The 18,001-nt window shown below is 39.8% G+C and carries 18 protein-coding genes; 1 reads left to right on the top strand and 17 read right to left on the bottom strand.

Features of this window, described 5'->3' with window-relative positions:
* Window positions 1-105: 105 nt before the first annotated feature.
* The 6 genes from gvpA to rpsU form a co-directional block, all read right to left on the bottom strand.
* Window positions 106-366 (bottom strand): gas vesicle structural protein GvpA, encoded by a 261-nt coding sequence (gvpA, locus tag ACZ9EE_RS24115; RefSeq protein ID WP_476031173.1) that lies wholly within the window; start codon window positions 364-366, stop codon window positions 106-108.
* Between the two features lie 299 nt (window positions 367-665).
* The gene (locus ACZ9EE_RS24110; protein WP_476031172.1) at window positions 666-1,088 is read right to left on the bottom strand and encodes a hypothetical protein; all 423 of its coding nucleotides are present in this window, start codon (window positions 1,086-1,088) and stop codon (window positions 666-668) included.
* A gap of 32 nt (window positions 1,089-1,120) precedes the next feature.
* Window positions 1,121-2,116, bottom strand: coding sequence for a flotillin-like protein FloA (gene floA, locus ACZ9EE_RS24105; protein ID WP_476031171.1), 996 nt, complete (start codon window positions 2,114-2,116; stop codon window positions 1,121-1,123).
* 20 nt (window positions 2,117-2,136) lie between these two features.
* A complete protein-coding gene (locus ACZ9EE_RS24100) occupies window positions 2,137-2,772 on the bottom strand; it encodes an NfeD family protein (protein WP_476031170.1) in 636 nt (211 codons plus the stop codon).
* 131 nt (window positions 2,773-2,903) lie between these two features.
* Window positions 2,904-3,350: a GatB/YqeY domain-containing protein gene (locus tag ACZ9EE_RS24095; RefSeq protein WP_215043725.1), complete on the bottom strand. Its 447-nt coding sequence runs from the start codon at window positions 3,348-3,350 to the stop codon at window positions 2,904-2,906.
* A gap of 15 nt (window positions 3,351-3,365) precedes the next feature.
* Window positions 3,366-3,539, bottom strand: coding sequence for a 30S ribosomal protein S21 (gene rpsU / locus ACZ9EE_RS24090; RefSeq protein ID WP_007087607.1), 174 nt, complete (start codon window positions 3,537-3,539; stop codon window positions 3,366-3,368).
* A gap of 190 nt (window positions 3,540-3,729) precedes the next feature.
* Here rpsU and ACZ9EE_RS24085 point away from each other — a divergent pair, with 190 nt between their 5' ends.
* Window positions 3,730-4,623: a Na/Pi symporter gene (locus tag ACZ9EE_RS24085; protein WP_476031169.1), complete on the top strand. Its 894-nt coding sequence runs from the start codon at window positions 3,730-3,732 to the stop codon at window positions 4,621-4,623.
* Window positions 4,624-4,914: 291 nt separating this feature from the next.
* Here ACZ9EE_RS24085 and mtaB read toward each other — a convergent pair whose 3' ends face one another.
* The 11 genes from mtaB to spoIIP form a co-directional block, all read right to left on the bottom strand.
* Window positions 4,915-6,288: a tRNA (N(6)-L-threonylcarbamoyladenosine(37)-C(2))-methylthiotransferase MtaB gene (gene mtaB, locus ACZ9EE_RS24080; RefSeq protein WP_476031168.1), complete on the bottom strand. Its 1,374-nt coding sequence runs from the start codon at window positions 6,286-6,288 to the stop codon at window positions 4,915-4,917.
* 6 nt (window positions 6,289-6,294) lie between these two features.
* Window positions 6,295-7,044 (bottom strand): 16S rRNA (uracil(1498)-N(3))-methyltransferase, encoded by a 750-nt coding sequence (locus ACZ9EE_RS24075; protein WP_476031167.1) that lies wholly within the window; start codon window positions 7,042-7,044, stop codon window positions 6,295-6,297.
* A 92-nt stretch (window positions 7,045-7,136) separates the two neighbouring features.
* Window positions 7,137-8,078, bottom strand: a complete 942-nt coding sequence (gene prmA / locus ACZ9EE_RS24070; protein WP_476031166.1) for a 50S ribosomal protein L11 methyltransferase — start codon at window positions 8,076-8,078, stop codon at window positions 7,137-7,139.
* A 17-nt stretch (window positions 8,079-8,095) separates the two neighbouring features.
* Window positions 8,096-9,238: a molecular chaperone DnaJ gene (gene dnaJ / locus ACZ9EE_RS24065; RefSeq protein ID WP_476031165.1), complete on the bottom strand. Its 1,143-nt coding sequence runs from the start codon at window positions 9,236-9,238 to the stop codon at window positions 8,096-8,098.
* Between the two features lie 136 nt (window positions 9,239-9,374).
* Entirely contained in the window at window positions 9,375-11,201 is a 1,827-nt protein-coding gene (dnaK, locus tag ACZ9EE_RS24060) for a molecular chaperone DnaK (protein ID WP_476031164.1), read from the bottom strand.
* Between the two features lie 28 nt (window positions 11,202-11,229).
* The gene (gene grpE / locus ACZ9EE_RS24055; protein WP_476031163.1) at window positions 11,230-11,829 is read right to left on the bottom strand and encodes a nucleotide exchange factor GrpE; all 600 of its coding nucleotides are present in this window, start codon (window positions 11,827-11,829) and stop codon (window positions 11,230-11,232) included.
* 109 nt (window positions 11,830-11,938) lie between these two features.
* Window positions 11,939-12,970, bottom strand: a complete 1,032-nt coding sequence (gene hrcA, locus ACZ9EE_RS24050; RefSeq protein ID WP_476031162.1) for a heat-inducible transcriptional repressor HrcA — start codon at window positions 12,968-12,970, stop codon at window positions 11,939-11,941.
* A gap of 124 nt (window positions 12,971-13,094) precedes the next feature.
* A complete protein-coding gene (gene hemW / locus ACZ9EE_RS24045) occupies window positions 13,095-14,234 on the bottom strand; it encodes a radical SAM family heme chaperone HemW (protein ID WP_476031161.1) in 1,140 nt (379 codons plus the stop codon).
* A 73-nt stretch (window positions 14,235-14,307) separates the two neighbouring features.
* A complete protein-coding gene (gene lepA, locus ACZ9EE_RS24040; RefSeq protein ID WP_476031160.1) occupies window positions 14,308-16,143 on the bottom strand; it encodes a translation elongation factor 4 in 1,836 nt (611 codons plus the stop codon).
* 206 nt (window positions 16,144-16,349) lie between these two features.
* Complete coding sequence (locus ACZ9EE_RS24035; RefSeq protein ID WP_476031159.1) at window positions 16,350-16,676, bottom strand: DUF3679 domain-containing protein; 327 nt, start codon at window positions 16,674-16,676, stop codon at window positions 16,350-16,352.
* A gap of 17 nt (window positions 16,677-16,693) precedes the next feature.
* Window positions 16,694-17,899, bottom strand: a complete 1,206-nt coding sequence (spoIIP, locus tag ACZ9EE_RS24030) for a stage II sporulation protein P (RefSeq protein ID WP_476031158.1) — start codon at window positions 17,897-17,899, stop codon at window positions 16,694-16,696.
* Window positions 17,900-18,001 lie beyond the last annotated feature (102 nt).

The raw sequence follows: 18,001 nt of genomic DNA, 5'->3' as shown, positions 1-18,001 counted from the left end.
AATTTGGCTGTTGATTTCCACTCCAGGCGCCCGCAGGAGTCGAGCGCCTTCCGCTCCAATCAACAGAATATAAAAAATAACACTATTGTTTAACAGAGCCATTTTTTAAAAGCTAAATCGAGGGTTAGGTGTATGATTTTCATTGGTGACTCCGTCGTTCTGGGCTTCACTGCTCAACAGTCCAACTGCATCTGCATATCGCAGCCATGTATCAACGCTGGCAATAACGACCCGAGCCTCAACCGTTAGGATTTCGATACCAACTAGCGAGGCTCTTACAAACGCATCAATTACAATTCCCTTATCCAGAATTCGGTCAACTACTTCCGCCAGACTCGAACTATCTGTACTTTTCTGAACACTCATGTCATCGTCTCCTCTCATGTAATCACGTGGCGAGGTCACTGGGACAAGGTTTACTATGGTAGTAACCTTCATATGCGGTACCAAAACTGGTTAATTGAACCTAGACATCCGTTTTTTTCCATTATTCAGCCTTCTTCTCAAGTTTGTAATATTATAAAGGCGATAAGAGCAGTACATGAAACTGCATTTTTACAGGGGTATTACGAATTTTAAAAATAAAAAAAAGAGCACGAACCCAAAGGTTTCATGCTCTCAACATTATTAATATAGAAAAAAGTCTTACCAGGTCCCTGGTTCAATTAGCGATTTTTCACCATATAGGGCTTCTTTGAACGTGGTTCACCAAGTATTTCTGACCAAATTAATCCATTAATGATTGTCCGGGAATCCGGACTATCTGTTATAAGAGGTTCGATTCCCTCTTGGTTCTTTAATGTCTCCTTATTTACGGCTTGGTTCCGTACCGCTGCCATCCCTATTCTGCCAGCTTCAGACTCTTGTCTTACTTGCTGGTATTCTTTTTCAAATTTATTTTTGTGACTTTGCAGCGGTTCCTGCTTTGTGACATTTGAAGGGTTATTAGTAATCTCTTTCATGAAATTTTGTATATTCCCCGCCCGGCTGCTTAAGGGCTTTCTACCGGTGTATGCTTGATTCGGTTTAGCTTTACGTAATATCAATGAGAAAACACCGACAACAATCATGATAATAAGGGTTTCCAAACTTATCACCTTCCTTACTTGGCACAGCGGGTCTATTGATCATTCTTCTTATCACCTGTCATTTTTCCAATTGATCCCCTCATATCAGTATCAGCTGAAATATTTTTAAAATTCATATAGTCCATTACACCAATATTCCCTGATTTAAGCGCCTCGGCCATTGCAAGCGGTACTTCCGCTTCCGCTTCCACCACTTTGGCTCTCATTTCTTGTACTTTTGCTTTCATTTCCTGCTCTAGAGCAACAGCCATTGCCCGGCGTTCTTCTGCTTTTGCCTGGGCAATTTTCTTATCTGCTTCCGCTTGTTCGGTTTGCAATTCCGCCCCGATATTTTTACCGATGTCAACATCAGCAATATCAATCGAGAGGATTTCAAAGGCCGTACCGGCATCAAGACCCTTAGACAAAACGGTTTGTGAAATTAAATCTGGATTTTCAAGAACTTTGCTGTGACTATCAGACGAACCAATGGTAGATACCACTCCTTCTCCGACTCGGGCTACAACGGTTTCTTCACCAGCACCGCCGACAAGCCGCTCTATATTGGCGCGGACGGTAATTCTTGCTTTTGCTTTTACTTCTATCCCATTCATCGCAACACCAGCAATGAATGGCGTTTCAATGACCTTAGGATTTACACTCATTTGCACAGCCTCTAGTACATCACGTCCTGCCAGATCAATAGCAGCGCATCGTTCGAAGGATAATTCAATATTGGCACGGTGTGCCGCGATTAACGCATTGACCACTCGATCGACATTTCCACCTGCAAGATAATGACTTTCAAGCTGATTAGTTGTGACATTCAAACCGGCTTTATGGGCTTTTATTAGGGGATTTACCACCCTGCTTGGGGTTACACGTCTAAGCCTCATACCAACTAATGTAAAAATACTAATCCGGACTCCTGCAGCTAGTGCGGAGATCCACAGCATAACTGGTACAAACGATAATAAAATTCCTAAAAGGATTAGGGCTATGATAACAACTACGATAATAAAAATAGTTCCGCCTGATAAAATATCCATTTACAAACGCCCCCTTACATTTATTGTACTTCTCTCACAACAATTCGTACTCCTTCAACCTTAACGACTTTCACTCTAGCGTTTTTCTCGATAAAACCTCCTTCAGTGACAGCATCCACTCGTTCATTGTTAATAACAATGGTACCTGCCGGCCGCAGGATCGTGAGAGCACGGCCTTCCATTCCTAAGAGATCAGTACGGTTAATATTTGAAACATAACCATCCTCTTTTCTAGCAGAATCTGATAGTACCATCTTATTAAATAAAACAAGTTTCTTTCCAAAAGTCTTAATCATCAAAAAGAATATAAAAATAGAGACAGCAATGGCTATTAAGATGGAAACACCCATTTGCAAGGCATCTTGGCCTGCTAAAAACAGACTCAATAGTAAGGCTGTGAATCCGAGTGTACCTGCTATAGCCCCTGGTAAAAAAAACTCCAAAAAAATAAGCAGGATTCCGGCAACAAATAAAATTAATGTACCAAATCCAGCTAAACCTGCTTGAAAGTGACCATAAAAGAATAAGATTAGAGCAACTATCCCTATTAAACCTGCAATACCAAATTTGGCTGTAAAAAGTTCCAAAACGATTCCTACTCCAGCAATGGTTAAAAGGATGGTAACAACAATCGGGTTTGTTAGAAATTCAATCATTCAAGCCTCCCCCTTTCGATACAGTTCTTTCTGACTATTTGTTTTACGTTTCAGGAAATAAAAAGTTTCAAATCAATCCAAATATGTAAAAAGACTGCCGGTATTAACCTGCAGTCTTTATGTCAGAATACTTATGAAAGGTGTTGTTGTACAAATTTATTAACGAGCGAACCATCTGCTTTACCTTTAACTTTAGGCATAATAGCAGCCATCACTTTTCCCATTTCTGCTTTTGATGTTGCGCCGACTTCTGCGATTGTTTCTTTGACAATCACTGACAGCTCCTCTTCAGATAACTGTTTCGGTAAATACAGCTCAATATTCTCAAGTTCTGTACGCAATTTATCAACTAGGTCTTGACGACCAGCCTTATCAAATTCATGGAGGGAGTCTTTGCGTTGTTTTACTTCGCGAGAAAGGACTGTTAACTCTGCATCTTCGGAAAGCTCTTTTGTACCGAGCTTGATCGCTTCATTTTGAAGTGAAGCTTTCACCATCCGAATAACTGAGAGTTTGTCTTTTTCCTTGTTTTTCATCGCTTGTTTCATATCATTGTTCAAACGCTCGAGAAGACTCATATAATACACCCTCTCTTAAAACTTACGTTTTCTTGCAGCTTCAGACTTTTTCTTACGTTTTACACTTGGTTTTTCATAAAATTCGCGCTTTCTTGCCTCTTGCAAAGTACCAGTTTTTGATACTGTACGTTTGAAGCGACGAAGAGCATCTTCAAGCGATTCGTTTTTACGAACGACGGTTTTAGACATTCTCTTTCCCTCCCTCCGAAACACAACACACTTACATTCAATCCATGTACCTTGCAATTATAATATAACCTTGATACAAGAGTCAACTTAAATTCACACAATAAACGTAAAACATGATCAAAATGCTTGTCTAATTAATTGGCATGTCCCTCCAGCCGCTGTCATACAATGAAGGGAGGGGGCCAAGCATATGCTATACATCCTATTATTTATACTTTGTATTTTATTATTTATCTTTGGAATGACAATTATAAGATTTGGTCTGTTTAATTTGTCAGCCAATAAATTAAAAACATGGTTAATTAAATTAACCAGTACACCTTTAAAAGGAATGTTAACAGGTACGTTTATTACTGCCTTATTACAAAGCAGCACGGCCGTTATGGTTATTACAATCGGATTAATTTCTGCGAGGATCATGACATTTCCTCAATCGATTGGCATCATTCTCGGAACAAATATTGGAACGACCTTTAAAACAGAATTAATTACGTTTGACATAGATAAAATTCTTGTACCCTTAGCTGTCAGTGGCGCATTGCTTATTTTATTGAAGAATAAAAAGGCAAGAAGCATCGGGATGCTGCTTTTTGGAATCGCCTCCGTGTTCACGGCAATGAAAGGTTTTGAATTACTTGCCCAGCCTCTTACAGGCATGCCGTTTATCAGCAAATTTATCTTGTCTATGAATGATAATATTGCCTTAAGCCTGCTTACAGGAACAGTTATCACCTCAATTATCCAATCTAGTACTGCAATGACTGGAATTGCCATGGGATTTTTAACAGCCGGACTGCTCCAGCTTGATGCCGGAATTGCGATAGTTCTCGGGGCAAACATCGGGACCTGTATTACAGCTGTAATTGCATCGATAGGAGGCGGCAGAGAATCAAGACTGGCGGCATTTGCCCATGTTTGGCTCAATGTATTTGGTGTATTATTATTTATTCCACTGATTCCTTTTTTAACAAGGAATGCAGAACTTCTTGCAAGTCAAACAGATATTCAGCTTGCACATATTAGTGTTATTTTTAATGTTGCAACCTCTGTAATCGTCTTACCATTCGCCACTAAATTTGGTTGAAATGATTCTCTTTTTACACGATAGAGCACCTAAAAAAACCATTTAACACAAAAAAAGAAGGTGTCCCAAAAGTAAAACTTTTAGGGTCACCTTCTTTTTTAAGTCTGTTGATTTCCGCTCCAGGCGGCTTCGCTTTCCGCGGGCGTGCCGGGGAGCCTCCTCGGCGCTGAAAGCGCCTGCGGGGTCTCCCCTGTCCCGTACTCCCGCAGGAGTCTTCGCCGCCTTCCGCTCCAATCAACAGAGTGTGCAAAAGTTATTCATCAGTCACCTTTTGGATCAGCCTCTTTTTTCTTAAATGGCTGCTTCTTCCTTATTAAAAACATCTTCTCTCACTATTACCGAATCTTCTACCACTTTGACAAATTGCCCTTTATTATAAGGGTAACCGGCTTTAGTAATTTTGACTTTAACGATCTTACCAACCATAGCTTCCGTTGCAGGGAAGACCACTTTTAAATAGTTATCAGAGTACCCCACATACAGTCCGGTATTCGCTTCTTCTTTGTATTCCTCTTCAGGAATTACCTCCAATACATCACCTTCAAAAAGGGACGCATATTCCTTGGCAAGTTGATCCGAAAGAGAAATTAAGCGGTGAACACGCTCATTTTTGACTTCCTCATCTACTTGATCCTCCATTCTCGCAGCAGGAGTACCAGTTCGTTTAGAATATGGGAATACATGGAGTTCTGAAAATTTATGGTCTTTAATAAAGTTGTAGGTTTCCATAAATTCTTCTTCTGTTTCTCCAGGGAAACCAACAATGACATCCGATGTGACAGCTAGTCCTGGGAGTACTTCCTTAAGACGCTCTAACCGTTCCGCAAAAAATTCCATTGTATATTTACGACGCATACGTTTTAAAACAGTATTAGAACCGGATTGAATTGGAATATGCAGATGACGAACAATGAGATTGGAATGTTCAATTACTTCAATCACTTCATCCGTAATTTGACTAGCTTCAATCGATGAAATCCGCAATCTTTCTAGGCCTTTTACACTTGCTTCTAAATCACGAAGCAATGCAGCAAGATTATAATCTTTCATGTCTTCACCATAACCGCCAGTATGAATACCAGTTAAGACAATTTCCTTATAACCGGCATCCACAAGCTGCTGGGCCTGATGAATGACTTCCTTAGGGTCACGGGATCTCATCAGCCCTCGTGCCCAAGGTATGATACAAAACGTACAAAAATTATTGCAGCCTTCTTGAATTTTCAAGGATGCACGCGTTCTGTCCGTAAATGCTGGAACATCAAGCTCTTCATACACTCGATTTTTCATGATATTCCCTACGCCATTAATTGGCTGACGTTCTGTTTTAAATTGTTCAATATAATCCAGCATTTTTACACGGTCCTGGGTACCAACTACAATATCAACTCCAGGAATCGCCATAATTTCTGCTGGAGAAGTTTGAGCATAGCATCCAGTTACACAGATAACTGCATCTGGGTTTTTTCGGACAGCACGCCGGATAACTTGACGGCTTTTTTTATCGCCTGTATTTGTAACGGTACAAGTATTAATAATATAGACATCGGAAATTGATTCAAAATCAACCCGCTCATAACCTTCTTGTTTAAACAACTGCCAAATGGCTTCTGTTTCATAATGATTCACCTTACATCCTAGTGTATGAAACGCAACTGTTGCCATTTAATCTCACCTCAATAGTTCAAAATGATAGGAAATAGCCGCAAGTGAATATAATGGGGCCGTTTCCGTTCTTAAAATCCGCGGTCCTAAACCGCAAAGCCCAAACCCATATTCCTTTAATAGCTGAATTTCTTCCTCAGCTAGGCCGCCTTCTGGTCCAAAAACCAACAGGAGGGTTTCGCCACTTTTTATCTTTTTTAATGTAGACGAAAGCACCGAGGTTTCTCCTTGTCTGCTTTCTTCCTCATATGCTGCTAATTTATAATCAAAGTCACCGCTCATTTTAAGCAGCTCTTTAAAGGACATCGGATTAATAATTGTTGGTAATATAGTCCGGTGGGATTGTTCCGCCGCTTCCTTAGCAATTTTTTGCCATCTATCTATTTTTTTAGCCGCCTTTTTTTCATCCCATTTTACAACCGAGCGGGCAGCAGAAAAGGGAAGGAACTGCCGGGCACCTAATTCCGTCCCTTTTTGAATAATCCACTCTAGCTTGTCCCCTTTGGGTAACCCGCTTGCTATTGTGATCGAAATGGGAAGCTCGGGACTGTCATCTATCCATTGTACAACGTCTGCAACGACACTTGAATTGGTAATTTCTGAAAGCTTACAAACAGCCTGTTTACCCATTGGATCAACGCAAATAATTTGATCACCGATTTGCATCCTCATGACCTTTACAATGTGGTGTCGGTCCTCTTCATCGATAAAAAATCGATTATCACTTGCTTGATGTTGAACAAAGTAGCGTTGCATACATTGCACCTCTCTTAACATTTTACTCCTTATTCTACTACTTTGAAGAAGTAAGGAAAATAAAAAGGGGTTTTTCCACCCCTTTTCAGCCATTATTTCCTTTTTGCAATAATTGCAACCCAATCTTCCATGAGAATCGTTTCAACGATTTCAAAACCCGAATCAATTAGTGCATCTTTTACTAAATCTTTTTTAGGCTGGATAATTCCAGATGCTATAAACGAGCCTCCCGGTTTGACGACTCGAGCAACATCATCCGTGAATCGTAGAATAACTTCTGCTAATATGTTTGCAACAATAACATCAGCGGAATTTTCTTCTACACCATCTAAAAGATTGTTTTGTGCAACCACAACGCTTTGATTGACCTTATTCAACTTAATATTAAGCTTCGCGGATGAAACTGCCACTTCATCAAGATCATAAGCCCTTACGTCTTCCGCCCCCAGCATAGCAGCTGCGATACTAAGTACTCCTGAACCAGTCCCAACATCAATTACCCGATCACCAGGCAGCACGGTCTTTTCTAATGCTTGGATACACATAACCGTTGTTGGATGCGTTCCTGTCCCAAAGGCCATACCAGGGTCCAATTCGATAATTAACTCATCACTGCTGACAGGTTCGTAAATCTCCCATGTTGGCACAATCGTGAATTTTTCTGATATTTTTACTGGATTATAATACTTTTTCCACGCTGTGGCCCATTCTTCTTCATTTACTTCACTTATGGTTACCTTATTTAATCCTAAATCAATATCATGGAGGATCAGATCGTTAATGGATTCTTTGATCGCATCTACCGTTTCTCCCAGGAAACTGTTTACAGGTAAATAGGCTTTTACGATAACGCCCTCTTCGGGATAATCATCTGGATTAAGTTGGTAGATTTCTCCGAATTGATCTTCCCTTTCTTTCGTCAATTCAAAGGGATCCTCTATAACTACACCGCTCGCCCCGGCTTCATGTAAAATATTTGAGATAGGTTCGATCGCCTCGTTTGTTGTGTGGATACTAATTTCTGACCACTTCATCTCTACCAACTCCATCCTTACTCGCTTTTAAAAGCTCTTTTTACTTTTGAGAAAAAACTTTCTTCGTGTTCACCGATTGGTGAGGAACCACTAATATCCGCGAATTCTTTAAGAAGCTGTTTTTGTTTATCCGACAGCTTCGTTGGAGTAATAATACGGACTATTATATACTGATCTCCTACACCATATCCACGAACGTTTGGTATCCCTTTCCCTTTCAGGCGGAATTTTTTACCTGTTTGTGTACCAGCAGGAATTTTAAGCTTCACTTTGCCTTTTAAGGCTGGAACTTCAATTTCATCACCCAAGGAAGCTTGAACAAATGTAATTGGCATCTCACAATAAATATCATCGCCGTCGCGTTCAAAAAACTCATGCGGACGAACTTGGAATACCACGTAAAGATCGCCGGACGGACCGCCGTTTGCTCCAGCTTCACCCTGACCAGACATGCGCAGTTGTTGTCCATCATCAATACCTGCAGGAATCTTAACATGAATTTTTTTGCGCTTTTGAACTTTTCCTCTTCCGCCGCATGTTGAACATTTATGTTTAATCTCTTTACCTGTACCATTACAATGATGACATGTCCGACGGTTAACAATTCTGCCAAATGGAGTGTTCTGTTCCACATTTAACTGTCCTGTACCATGACAATGCTGGCAAGTCTCTGGTTGAGTGCCAGGTTTAGCACCGGAGCCATGACAAGTTTCGCATGTTTCTTCTCTAGGAATTTCTATATCTGTTTCTTTACCAAACGCCGCTTCTTCAAATGATACCGTCATCGTATATTGCAAATCAGCACCTTGTCTAGGGGCATTCGGGTCACGTCTTCTTGAACCTCCGCCGCCACCGCCGAAGAAGGTATTAAAGATATCTTCAAACCCTCCAAAACCGCCGCCAAAGTCACCACCGCCACCAAAGCCTCCGAAGCCTTGGTTTGGATCTGTATGGCCGAACTGGTCATAGTGGGCCTTTTTTTGGTCATCGCTTAGCACTTCATATGCTTCGGCAATTTCTTTAAATTTTTCAGCTGCATCAGGCTCTTTATTAATATCTGGATGATATTGTTTAGATAACTTTCGATAGGCCTTTTTTATTTCATCCTTAGAAGCACTTTTACTAACACCTAGTACTTCATAGTAATCCCGTTTACTCATGATTACCACTCCCGAATCTGTCACATAAAGATTATTCTAACACCCATTAGATGGGTATTGCAATAAAAAAGCCAAAGCCGAATACTTTGACTTTGACTTTTTTGCAAGAATAAAAATTACTTTAGATTTTAATTACTTATTTATCTTCTTTTACTTCCTCAAATTCTGCATCGACAACATTGTCATCTTTTGGACCAGCAGCACCGGCATCTTGGGCACCTTGTTGTGCTTGAGCTGCTTGTTCATAAAGCTTAACGGTTAATGCTTGAACAATTTCCTGCAGGGCATCTTTTTTCGCACGGATTTCATTTAAGTCGTTTTTCTCAATGGCTTGCTTTAAGGCATCTTTTGCTTCGTTTGCATTTGCAACTTCTGAAGCATCCACTTTACCTTCTAGGTCTTTTAATGTTTTTTCTGTTGTAAACACTAGCTGGTCAGCCTCGTTGCGAAGTTCAACTTCTTCCTTGCGTTGTTTATCTGCTTCTGCATTTTCTTCAGCTTCTCTAACCATTTTTTGAATTTCTTCATCAGAAAGACCTGTTGAAGACTTAATGGTAATTTGCTGTTCTTTATTTGTGCCAAGATCTTTCGCACGTACATTCACAATACCGTTTTTATCGATATCGAACGTAACCTCGATTTGTGGAATTCCACGAGGTGCTGGCGGAATATCAGATAATTGGAAACGACCAAGAGTTTTGTTATTTGCTGCCATCGGACGTTCACCTTGTAATACATGAATATCAACAGCAGTTTGATTATCTGCAGCAGTTGAGAATACTTGTGATTTTGATGTTGGAATGGTTGTATTACGATCGATAAGTTTCGTAAATACACCGCCCATTGTTTCAATTCCAAGTGATAATGGAGTTACATCTAGTAATACAACATCCTTAACGTCTCCTGTAATAACTCCACCTTGAATAGCAGCTCCCATTGCAACCACTTCATCAGGGTTTACACCACGGTGAGGCTCTTGGCCAGTTGCTTTCTTAATTGCTTCTTGAACAGCAGGGATTCTAGTAGAACCACCAACAAGGATTACTTTATCAATTTGTGATGCTGTTAAACCTGCATCACTTAATGCTTGACGAACTGGTCCCATTGTACGTTCAACAAGGTTAGCAGAAATTTCATCAAATTTTGCTCTTGTCAATGATACTTCAAGGTGAAGCGGACCAGCCGCACCAGCAGTGATAAATGGTAAAGAAATTTGAGTGGTAGTGACACCTGATAAATCTTTTTTCGCTTTTTCAGCTGCATCTTTCAAACGTTGAAGTGCCATCTTATCTTGAGAAAGGTCAATGCCATTTTCCTTTTTAAATTGTTCTACCAAATAATCAATAATAACTTGGTCAAAGTCGTCGCCGCCAAGACGGTTATCCCCTGCAGTTGCTTTAACTTCGAATACACCATCACCTAATTCGAGGATGGAAACGTCAAACGTACCACCGCCAAGGTCATAAACAAGAATAGTTTGGTCCTGGTCCGTTTTATCTAAACCATAAGCAAGCGCAGCTGCTGTTGGTTCATTAATAATACGTTCTACTTCTAGACCCGCAATTCTGCCGGCATCCTTTGTTGCTTGCCGCTCTGCATCGTTAAAGTAAGCTGGTACAGTAATAACTGCTTTTGTTACTGGCTCACCTAAATAATCTTCAGCATATGATTTTAAATATTGAAGAATAATAGCCGATAGCTCTTGTGGAGTGTAGTCCTTTCCTTCAATATTCACTTTATAATTTGTACCCATGTGGCGCTTAATAGAGATAATCGTATTTGGGTTTGTGATCGCTTGACGTTTTGCCACTTCCCCTACTTGGCGTTCACCGTTCTTAAACGCAATAACAGAAGGAGTTGTACGGTTTCCTTCGGGATTTGGAATTACTTTTGGTTCTCCACCTTCTAGAACAGATACACAAGAGTTTGTTGTTCCAAGGTCAATACCAATTATTTTACTCATTGCCTTTTCCTCCTAATAAATATGTAGATTATTGATTTACTTTAACCATTGAAGGGCGAATAACTCGATCCTTTAATAAATAACCTTTTTGAAACTCATCAGTAACAACGTTTGCTCCATAATTCTCATCTTCTCCCTGCATAACTGCTTGATGAAGGTGCGGATCAAACTCTTTGCCGACAGCCTCAATAGGTTCAACACCCTCTTTTTTCAGTGCATCAACCATACTGCGGTAAACCATATCCATTCCTTGTAGTAAGACCCGAGTCTGTTCATTATCGGCTTCTACTTTCATGGCTCTTTCAAAGTTATCTAATGCCGGCAGTAGATCGGTGATTAATTTTTGAGCTCTATATTTTTCGCTCGCCTCTTGGTCTATTCTAGTACGGCGGCGGAAATTATCAAAGTCTGCCTGAAGTCTTAAGATTCGATTGTCAGCTTCCTCTAACTTAGCTCTAAGCTGCTCGATTTCTTGCAGGTATTCATCGAGTGGATTAGACTCAGTCACATTTGTTGGTTCACTTTCACCAACAATAGGTTCACCTGTATTTCCTTCAGTAAGTTCAACTTGTTCATTATTCTCAATTTCAACTTCTTCATTGATGGTATTATTTTGTTCTTTCGTCAACTTACTCACCTCCCTTAAAGGATTCATAACAATTTATCGTAACTGATATATTACAAGGAAAAGGGGGTGCCTCGAAAAGGCATTTCACCCTTACTCAATATTACCAGCACTAGTTACTTTGATACAATTTAGTTAAAACGGCTGTTAAATCCCTGCTTAAAAATTGAAGCAAGCTGATTACACGCGAATATTCCATTCTTGTAGGTCCTAATATTGCAATGGTACCTAGTTTTTCAACACCCACAGAATAAGAAGCAGTGATTAAACTGCAATTATCCATCGCACTAATATTATTTTCCCGGCCAATTTTAACATGGATACCAGCAGACTCGTTTCGGATTAAATTATAAATCCATTCCTCTTGATCAATCATGGTCAATAAACTGCGGATTTTGGTGATATCGTGAAATTCCGGCTGGCTTAACATATTGGTTTTCCCACCAAAGAAAAGCTTCTCCGATACCGGCATTTTAAATGATTCAGCAATCATATGAAGCATTAAATCGTAATTATGGATATGCTGCCGTAATAGCATCGCAACTTCCTTATAAATCTTATCATTTAAATCTTCTAGCGGTACGCCTGATAAACGGTCATTAAGGATATTCACCGTTTTTTCGATATCACTCGCATCCACCATATCCGGTAACGAAAAAGTCCTGTTTTCCACATGACCTGTATCCGTTACAAAAATAGCGACTGCTGACTCCCTATTTAAAGGAATAATTTGTATTTTCTTTAACTTATTTATACTAACAGCTGGTCCTAGAACGATGGATGTATAATTAGTTAGCTCTGATAGGATCTTAGCAGATTTTTGAATGATTGCTTCAAACTCAAAGATCCTTTCAGCAAAAATCGATTGAATGATCGAGATATCTTGCTTATTTAATGCTTGAGGCGAGATTAAATGATCCACATAATACCGGTATCCCTTTTCAGAAGGCACACGTCCTGACGAGGTATGTGTCTTTTCGATATACCCCAACTCTTCAAGGTCGGCCATTTCATTTCGAATGGTAGCGGAACTAAAGGAAATTTCCTCTTTTTTCGACAAACTTCTTGAGCCGACTGGTTGGGCAGATCGAATAAAGTCATCAACAATTACCTGAAGAATCAACAACTGACGATCTGTTAGCAACTTTCATCACCTCTGTTAGCACTCTTTGTTAACGAGTGCTAATTATATTAATAAATTATCAAAAAAGGTGGGATGGTGTCAATTAAAAAGAACGAAAAATGACACATCCGAATAAAGCTTTACTTTAAATCACTCCCAAAAAGGCTTGAAATACTTCGTTGCCCAACAAGCGCCCCTGTTTAGTTAAATATATATTATCGTTCTGCACTTCTATCCATTGTTTAGCCCTTAAATCCGTAAGTTCATTTGCAAATAATTTTAAAGGATCTCTGGCAAACTTTTCATAAAAATTAGAAATGGAGACACCTTCTGATTTTCTGAGCCCTAGAAACATTTCTTCCTCCATCTGCTCTGCTTTTGTAACCTGATGGTCTTCAAAAATCGGCAGCAAATGATTATTGAGTTGATCGATATACTTTCGTAATGGGCCTGAATTGGATCGTCTCCGTCCGTTGACATAACTGTGAGCCCCTGCACCAAACCCATAGTAATACTCATTATTCCAATAGGTTAAATTATGCTGGCTTTCATATCCTGGTTTTGAAAAATTACTGATTTCGTATTGATTAAAACCGTGTTTTTCCATTTCTTCCATCAACAGTTCATACATGCTCGCTTCGACATCTTCTCCGGGTGTCGGCAGCTTACCCTTTTTTAATAAATTATAAAAAATAGTTTTAGGCTCGATAATTAGCGAGTAAGCAGAGTAGTGAGGGATATCAAGTGAAAAAGCCTCCGTTAAGGAATCTTTAAAATCCTGAACAGTTTGAGTCGGTAAGCTAAAAATCAAATCAATACTGATATTTTCAAAACCAACCTTTTTGGCCTGATCAACTGTTTGGTAAACATCCTTTGCTTGGTGGACACGGCCGATCTTTTTCAAGAGCTCGTCATTGAAGGTTTGTACCCCAAGACTTATTCGGTTAACCCCAGCATCTCTTAATATTTGTAATTTCTCTTTTGTTAAATCACCAGGATTGGCTTCAAACGTAAACTCTAGCTTTTCACTTTTCGGCAGGTTTGTATGAATACTTTCACAAAAAGTGTAGAGCTGTTGTTCATTTAATGAAGTAGGTGTCCCGCCCCCAACAAAAATGGTGTCTAGTGAATCGGTTGGAAATTCACTAAGCGTGAGTTTCATTTCCTGGTCAAGTGCTTTTATATAATCATCAACAGGCTGGCCCTTTAAAAAGACTTTGTTAAAATCACAATAGTGGCAAATATGCTCACAAAAAGGGATATGGAGGTATGCTGCTTTAATCATGTTTCTTCCTCTATTCTGTAATAAAAAGAGGCTAGGAGAACCTGCCTTAGGCAATCCCTAACCCCTTAAGTTTTTATTTTTTCGTATTGTTATCGTCCATTTTCAATACGGCCATAAACGCTTCTTGTGGTACTTCAACAGAACCTACTTGTTTCATCCGTTTTTTACCTTCTTTTTGCTTCTCTAACAATTTACGTTTACGGGAGATATCCCCGCCATAACATTTAGCTAATACGTTTTTACGCATTGCTTTAATTGTGGAACGCGCTACTATTTTTTGCCCGATTGCCGCTTGAATCGGCACCTCGAACTGTTGTCTTGGAATTAGTTCCTTCAGTTTCTCAACAATAATCTTGCCTCGGTCATAGGCAAAGTCCTTATGAACAATAAAACTCAATGCATCTACTTTTTCGGCATTCAGTAATATATCCATTTTAACCAGACTTGATGGTTGATAACCAATTAACTCGTAATCAAATGAAGCATAGCCTCTCGTACTCGATTTCAATTGATCAAAGAAATCATAGACAATTTCAGCTAGTGGAATTTGATAAACAATGCTGACCCGATTTTCACCTTGGTATTGCATATCAATAAAGATTCCGCGCTTTAATTGGCAAAGCTCCATAATAGCACCCACATAGTCATTTGGAGCCATCATCGTTGCCTTCACATATGGCTCTTCGACGCGATCGATTTTTTGCGGGTCTGGCATATCAGATGGATTGTCGACATTTAGTTGAGATCCATCCGTTAAATGGACATGGTAGATAACACTTGGTGCCGTTGTAATTAAATCAATTTTAAATTCACGCTCAATCCGTTCTTGGATAATTTCCATATGAAGAAGGCCAAGGAAGCCACAACGGAAACCAAAACCGAGTGCTTGAGATGTTTCCGGCTCAAATTGAAGTGCAGAATCATTCAATTGGAGTTTTTCTAAAGCTTCACGGAGATCATTAAATCTGGCTGTATCAATTGGGTAAAGCCCGCAGTATACCATTGGATTTAATTTACGATATCCTGGGAGAGGTTCAGTTGCACCATTTTTTGCGTTGGTAATAGTATCACCAACACGTGTATCCCCCACATTTTTAATAGAAGCTGTCAGGAAACCAACATCCCCAACAGACAACTCATCACGCATCACCGCTTTAGGTGTGAACACACCTACTTCGTTTACCTCAAATTCTGCCCCAGTAGCCATCATCTTAATTTTATCACCAACTTTGACCCTGCCTTCAACGACACGGATATAAGCAACAACACCGCGGTAGGCATCATATAGAGAGTCAAAAATTAAGGCTTTTAATGGCGCTTCGGGATCACCAGTTGGAGCAGGAACCTTTTCCACAACCTGTTCGAGTATCTCTTCAATCCCAATGCCTGCCTTCGCAGATGCAAGAACTGCTTCTGAGGCATCCAGGCCGATGACTTCCTCGATTTCGCCGCGGACCCTTTCCGGTTCGGCACTTGGCAGGTCAATTTTATTAATAACAGGTAAAATTTCAAGATCATTATCCAGGGCTAGGTACACGTTTGCTAGTGTTTGTGCTTCAATTCCCTGTGCAGCGTCTACCACTAAAATAGCCCCTTCGCAGGCTGCTAGACTTCTTGAAACTTCATACGTAAAGTCGACATGTCCCGGAGTATCTATTAAATGGAAAGTATAATCTTCCCCATCTTTTGCTCTGTATTTTAGTTGTACGGCATTTAACTTGATCGTAATTCCACGTTCTCTTTCTAAATCCATTGAGTCCAACAGCTGCTCTTTCATTTCTCGAGAGGATAATGCATTGGTTTTTTCGAGAATTCGGTCAGCTAAAGTTGATTTCCCATGGTCAATATGGGCAATAATAGAAAAATTTCTAATTTTTGATTGTCGTTTAAGTCTTTCTTCTCTGTTCATGGTCTTCCACTCCTACTATACTCGCACATGTACACTATTTTTGATTATATCAGTAGGGCTAACAAGATTCAATACAGAATGATGCTCCCCCATTTTTGCTCTGATTGGAGAGCTACGATAAATGATACGTTTGCAAGCAGCTCATGACATAATAATTTTCCTCAGATAACAAAATGAAAGACGGCACAAATTTCTGCCGCCTTACCCTAATCCGCAATGAGGTCAATTAATTTTTCCGAAGCCCCCGAGATCCCATCCGACATTTTTCTACCCATTGAAGAAAAGAAATTAAAGGCGCTTATTTCCTCTAACTTTTTCTTCTTTGCTTCAATATCGTGGCTGGAAATCTCTTTTCCAAGGAACGAGGCCCTGACATTATGACCCTTTTCATGAATGCTGACAGCTGTTTCTAGGTTAGGATCGTCATAGCCTTTCATTTTTTGAATCCCATTATTTGCCAATTGCATACCTGATAGAACAGCAATTAACAGTAGAGCAGCTAGACAGAAGCTTTTAAACATAAACATCTTCATAAAAATGCTCCTAACTACTATTGTTTATTGGTCGGCTGCTGTGTATCCTGATTTACTTTTTCGGCCTGCCAATAGAAATCACTAAACACATCGGCGAGTGCATCAGCTGAGCGGTTTAATTCTTCAAATGTGTTATCTACCCCGCCAAATTCCATCAGGATCGCATTTTCCGATAGGTTCTGATTATATATACTATTGGATCCGGCAGCATTTTTGATAATGACTCCCCTGCTTAAACCTTTATATTTTTTCTGAAGCCGGTCATGAAGTTCTTTTGCCAATTTTGCATTTTTTTCGTAGTTTGGATTTTTCCCACCGATAATAAATGCAACCTTCGCATAGGACTTTCCATTAATCGTAACCGTTGTTTTGTCCTTTCGTTGTGAATCGCGATGAATATCAATAAAATAATGCAAATCATGATTACCGGCCATCGCCGTTTGAACAACGGTACGCGATTCATCATAGGACTTCCAGAATTTCCAGCCTTTTTTATTTAATTCCGCTTGAATGTCTGTCTTATCTATATAACTGCCAATTCCTCTGTCAGCCAAGCTGATTTTTAATTGGTCGCCAATCTTCGTCACATTTATTTGCGAGTGATACGCTAAATCAGGGTTAGATACTCCTTTAAGGTATGGAAGATAGGATTCGCGATTATGAGAGAAGTAAACATAGACAACCTTCCTCCCTCCGGTTGTTTGACCTGGTGCTGGTGAGGAATTTTCATCCGTTGGCTTGTCCAATCCTTCTAGATTTTGTAAGGCTGCTTCTCGTTCATCTTTCATTGTTTCAATTGGCGGCGCTGACTCAACTGGCATATTTGTATAGTTTGTCCCCTCCCCAGCCACAAGGATTTTTCCGTCAAATTGGTAAAAACCCGGAAGTTCCCTGCCAAGAAGGCTGCGCGGGTCATTTAGATTGATATTGCTTGATAGAGTAAAAATCAAATTGGTCAGCTTTGGTGTCGTCACCCAGCGATTCCCTACCTTTAAAAAATGATGATTTTCCCAGCCCATAAATTGGTATAGTAATTCACCATTTACATTTGTAGCAGCTTGATTAACGGAAGTTGACATTAGTCTATATTGCGGTTTTAAAGACGTTAAGAGCCCGCTGATAGAGAAAATCAATATAATAAATAGGGAGAGTCCGGCTGCTATTTTCAGGACGCTTGTCCCTTGGACAATTAAAAATGTACCTGATGTTTTTGTGTTTTTCATAGTTCCACCTCGCTTAAACGATTCTAGTAAATACTATGACCTTACTAGAAATGGTAGAACTATAATTACTTTAATAGTTGAACAAAAAGGGGCTATTGCTAG

Source organism: Bacillus sp. URHA0034 (genome assembly GCF_056280405.1).
Note: the sequence above shows the minus strand (reverse complement) of the source record. Positions and strands in the feature narration are given on the sequence as shown.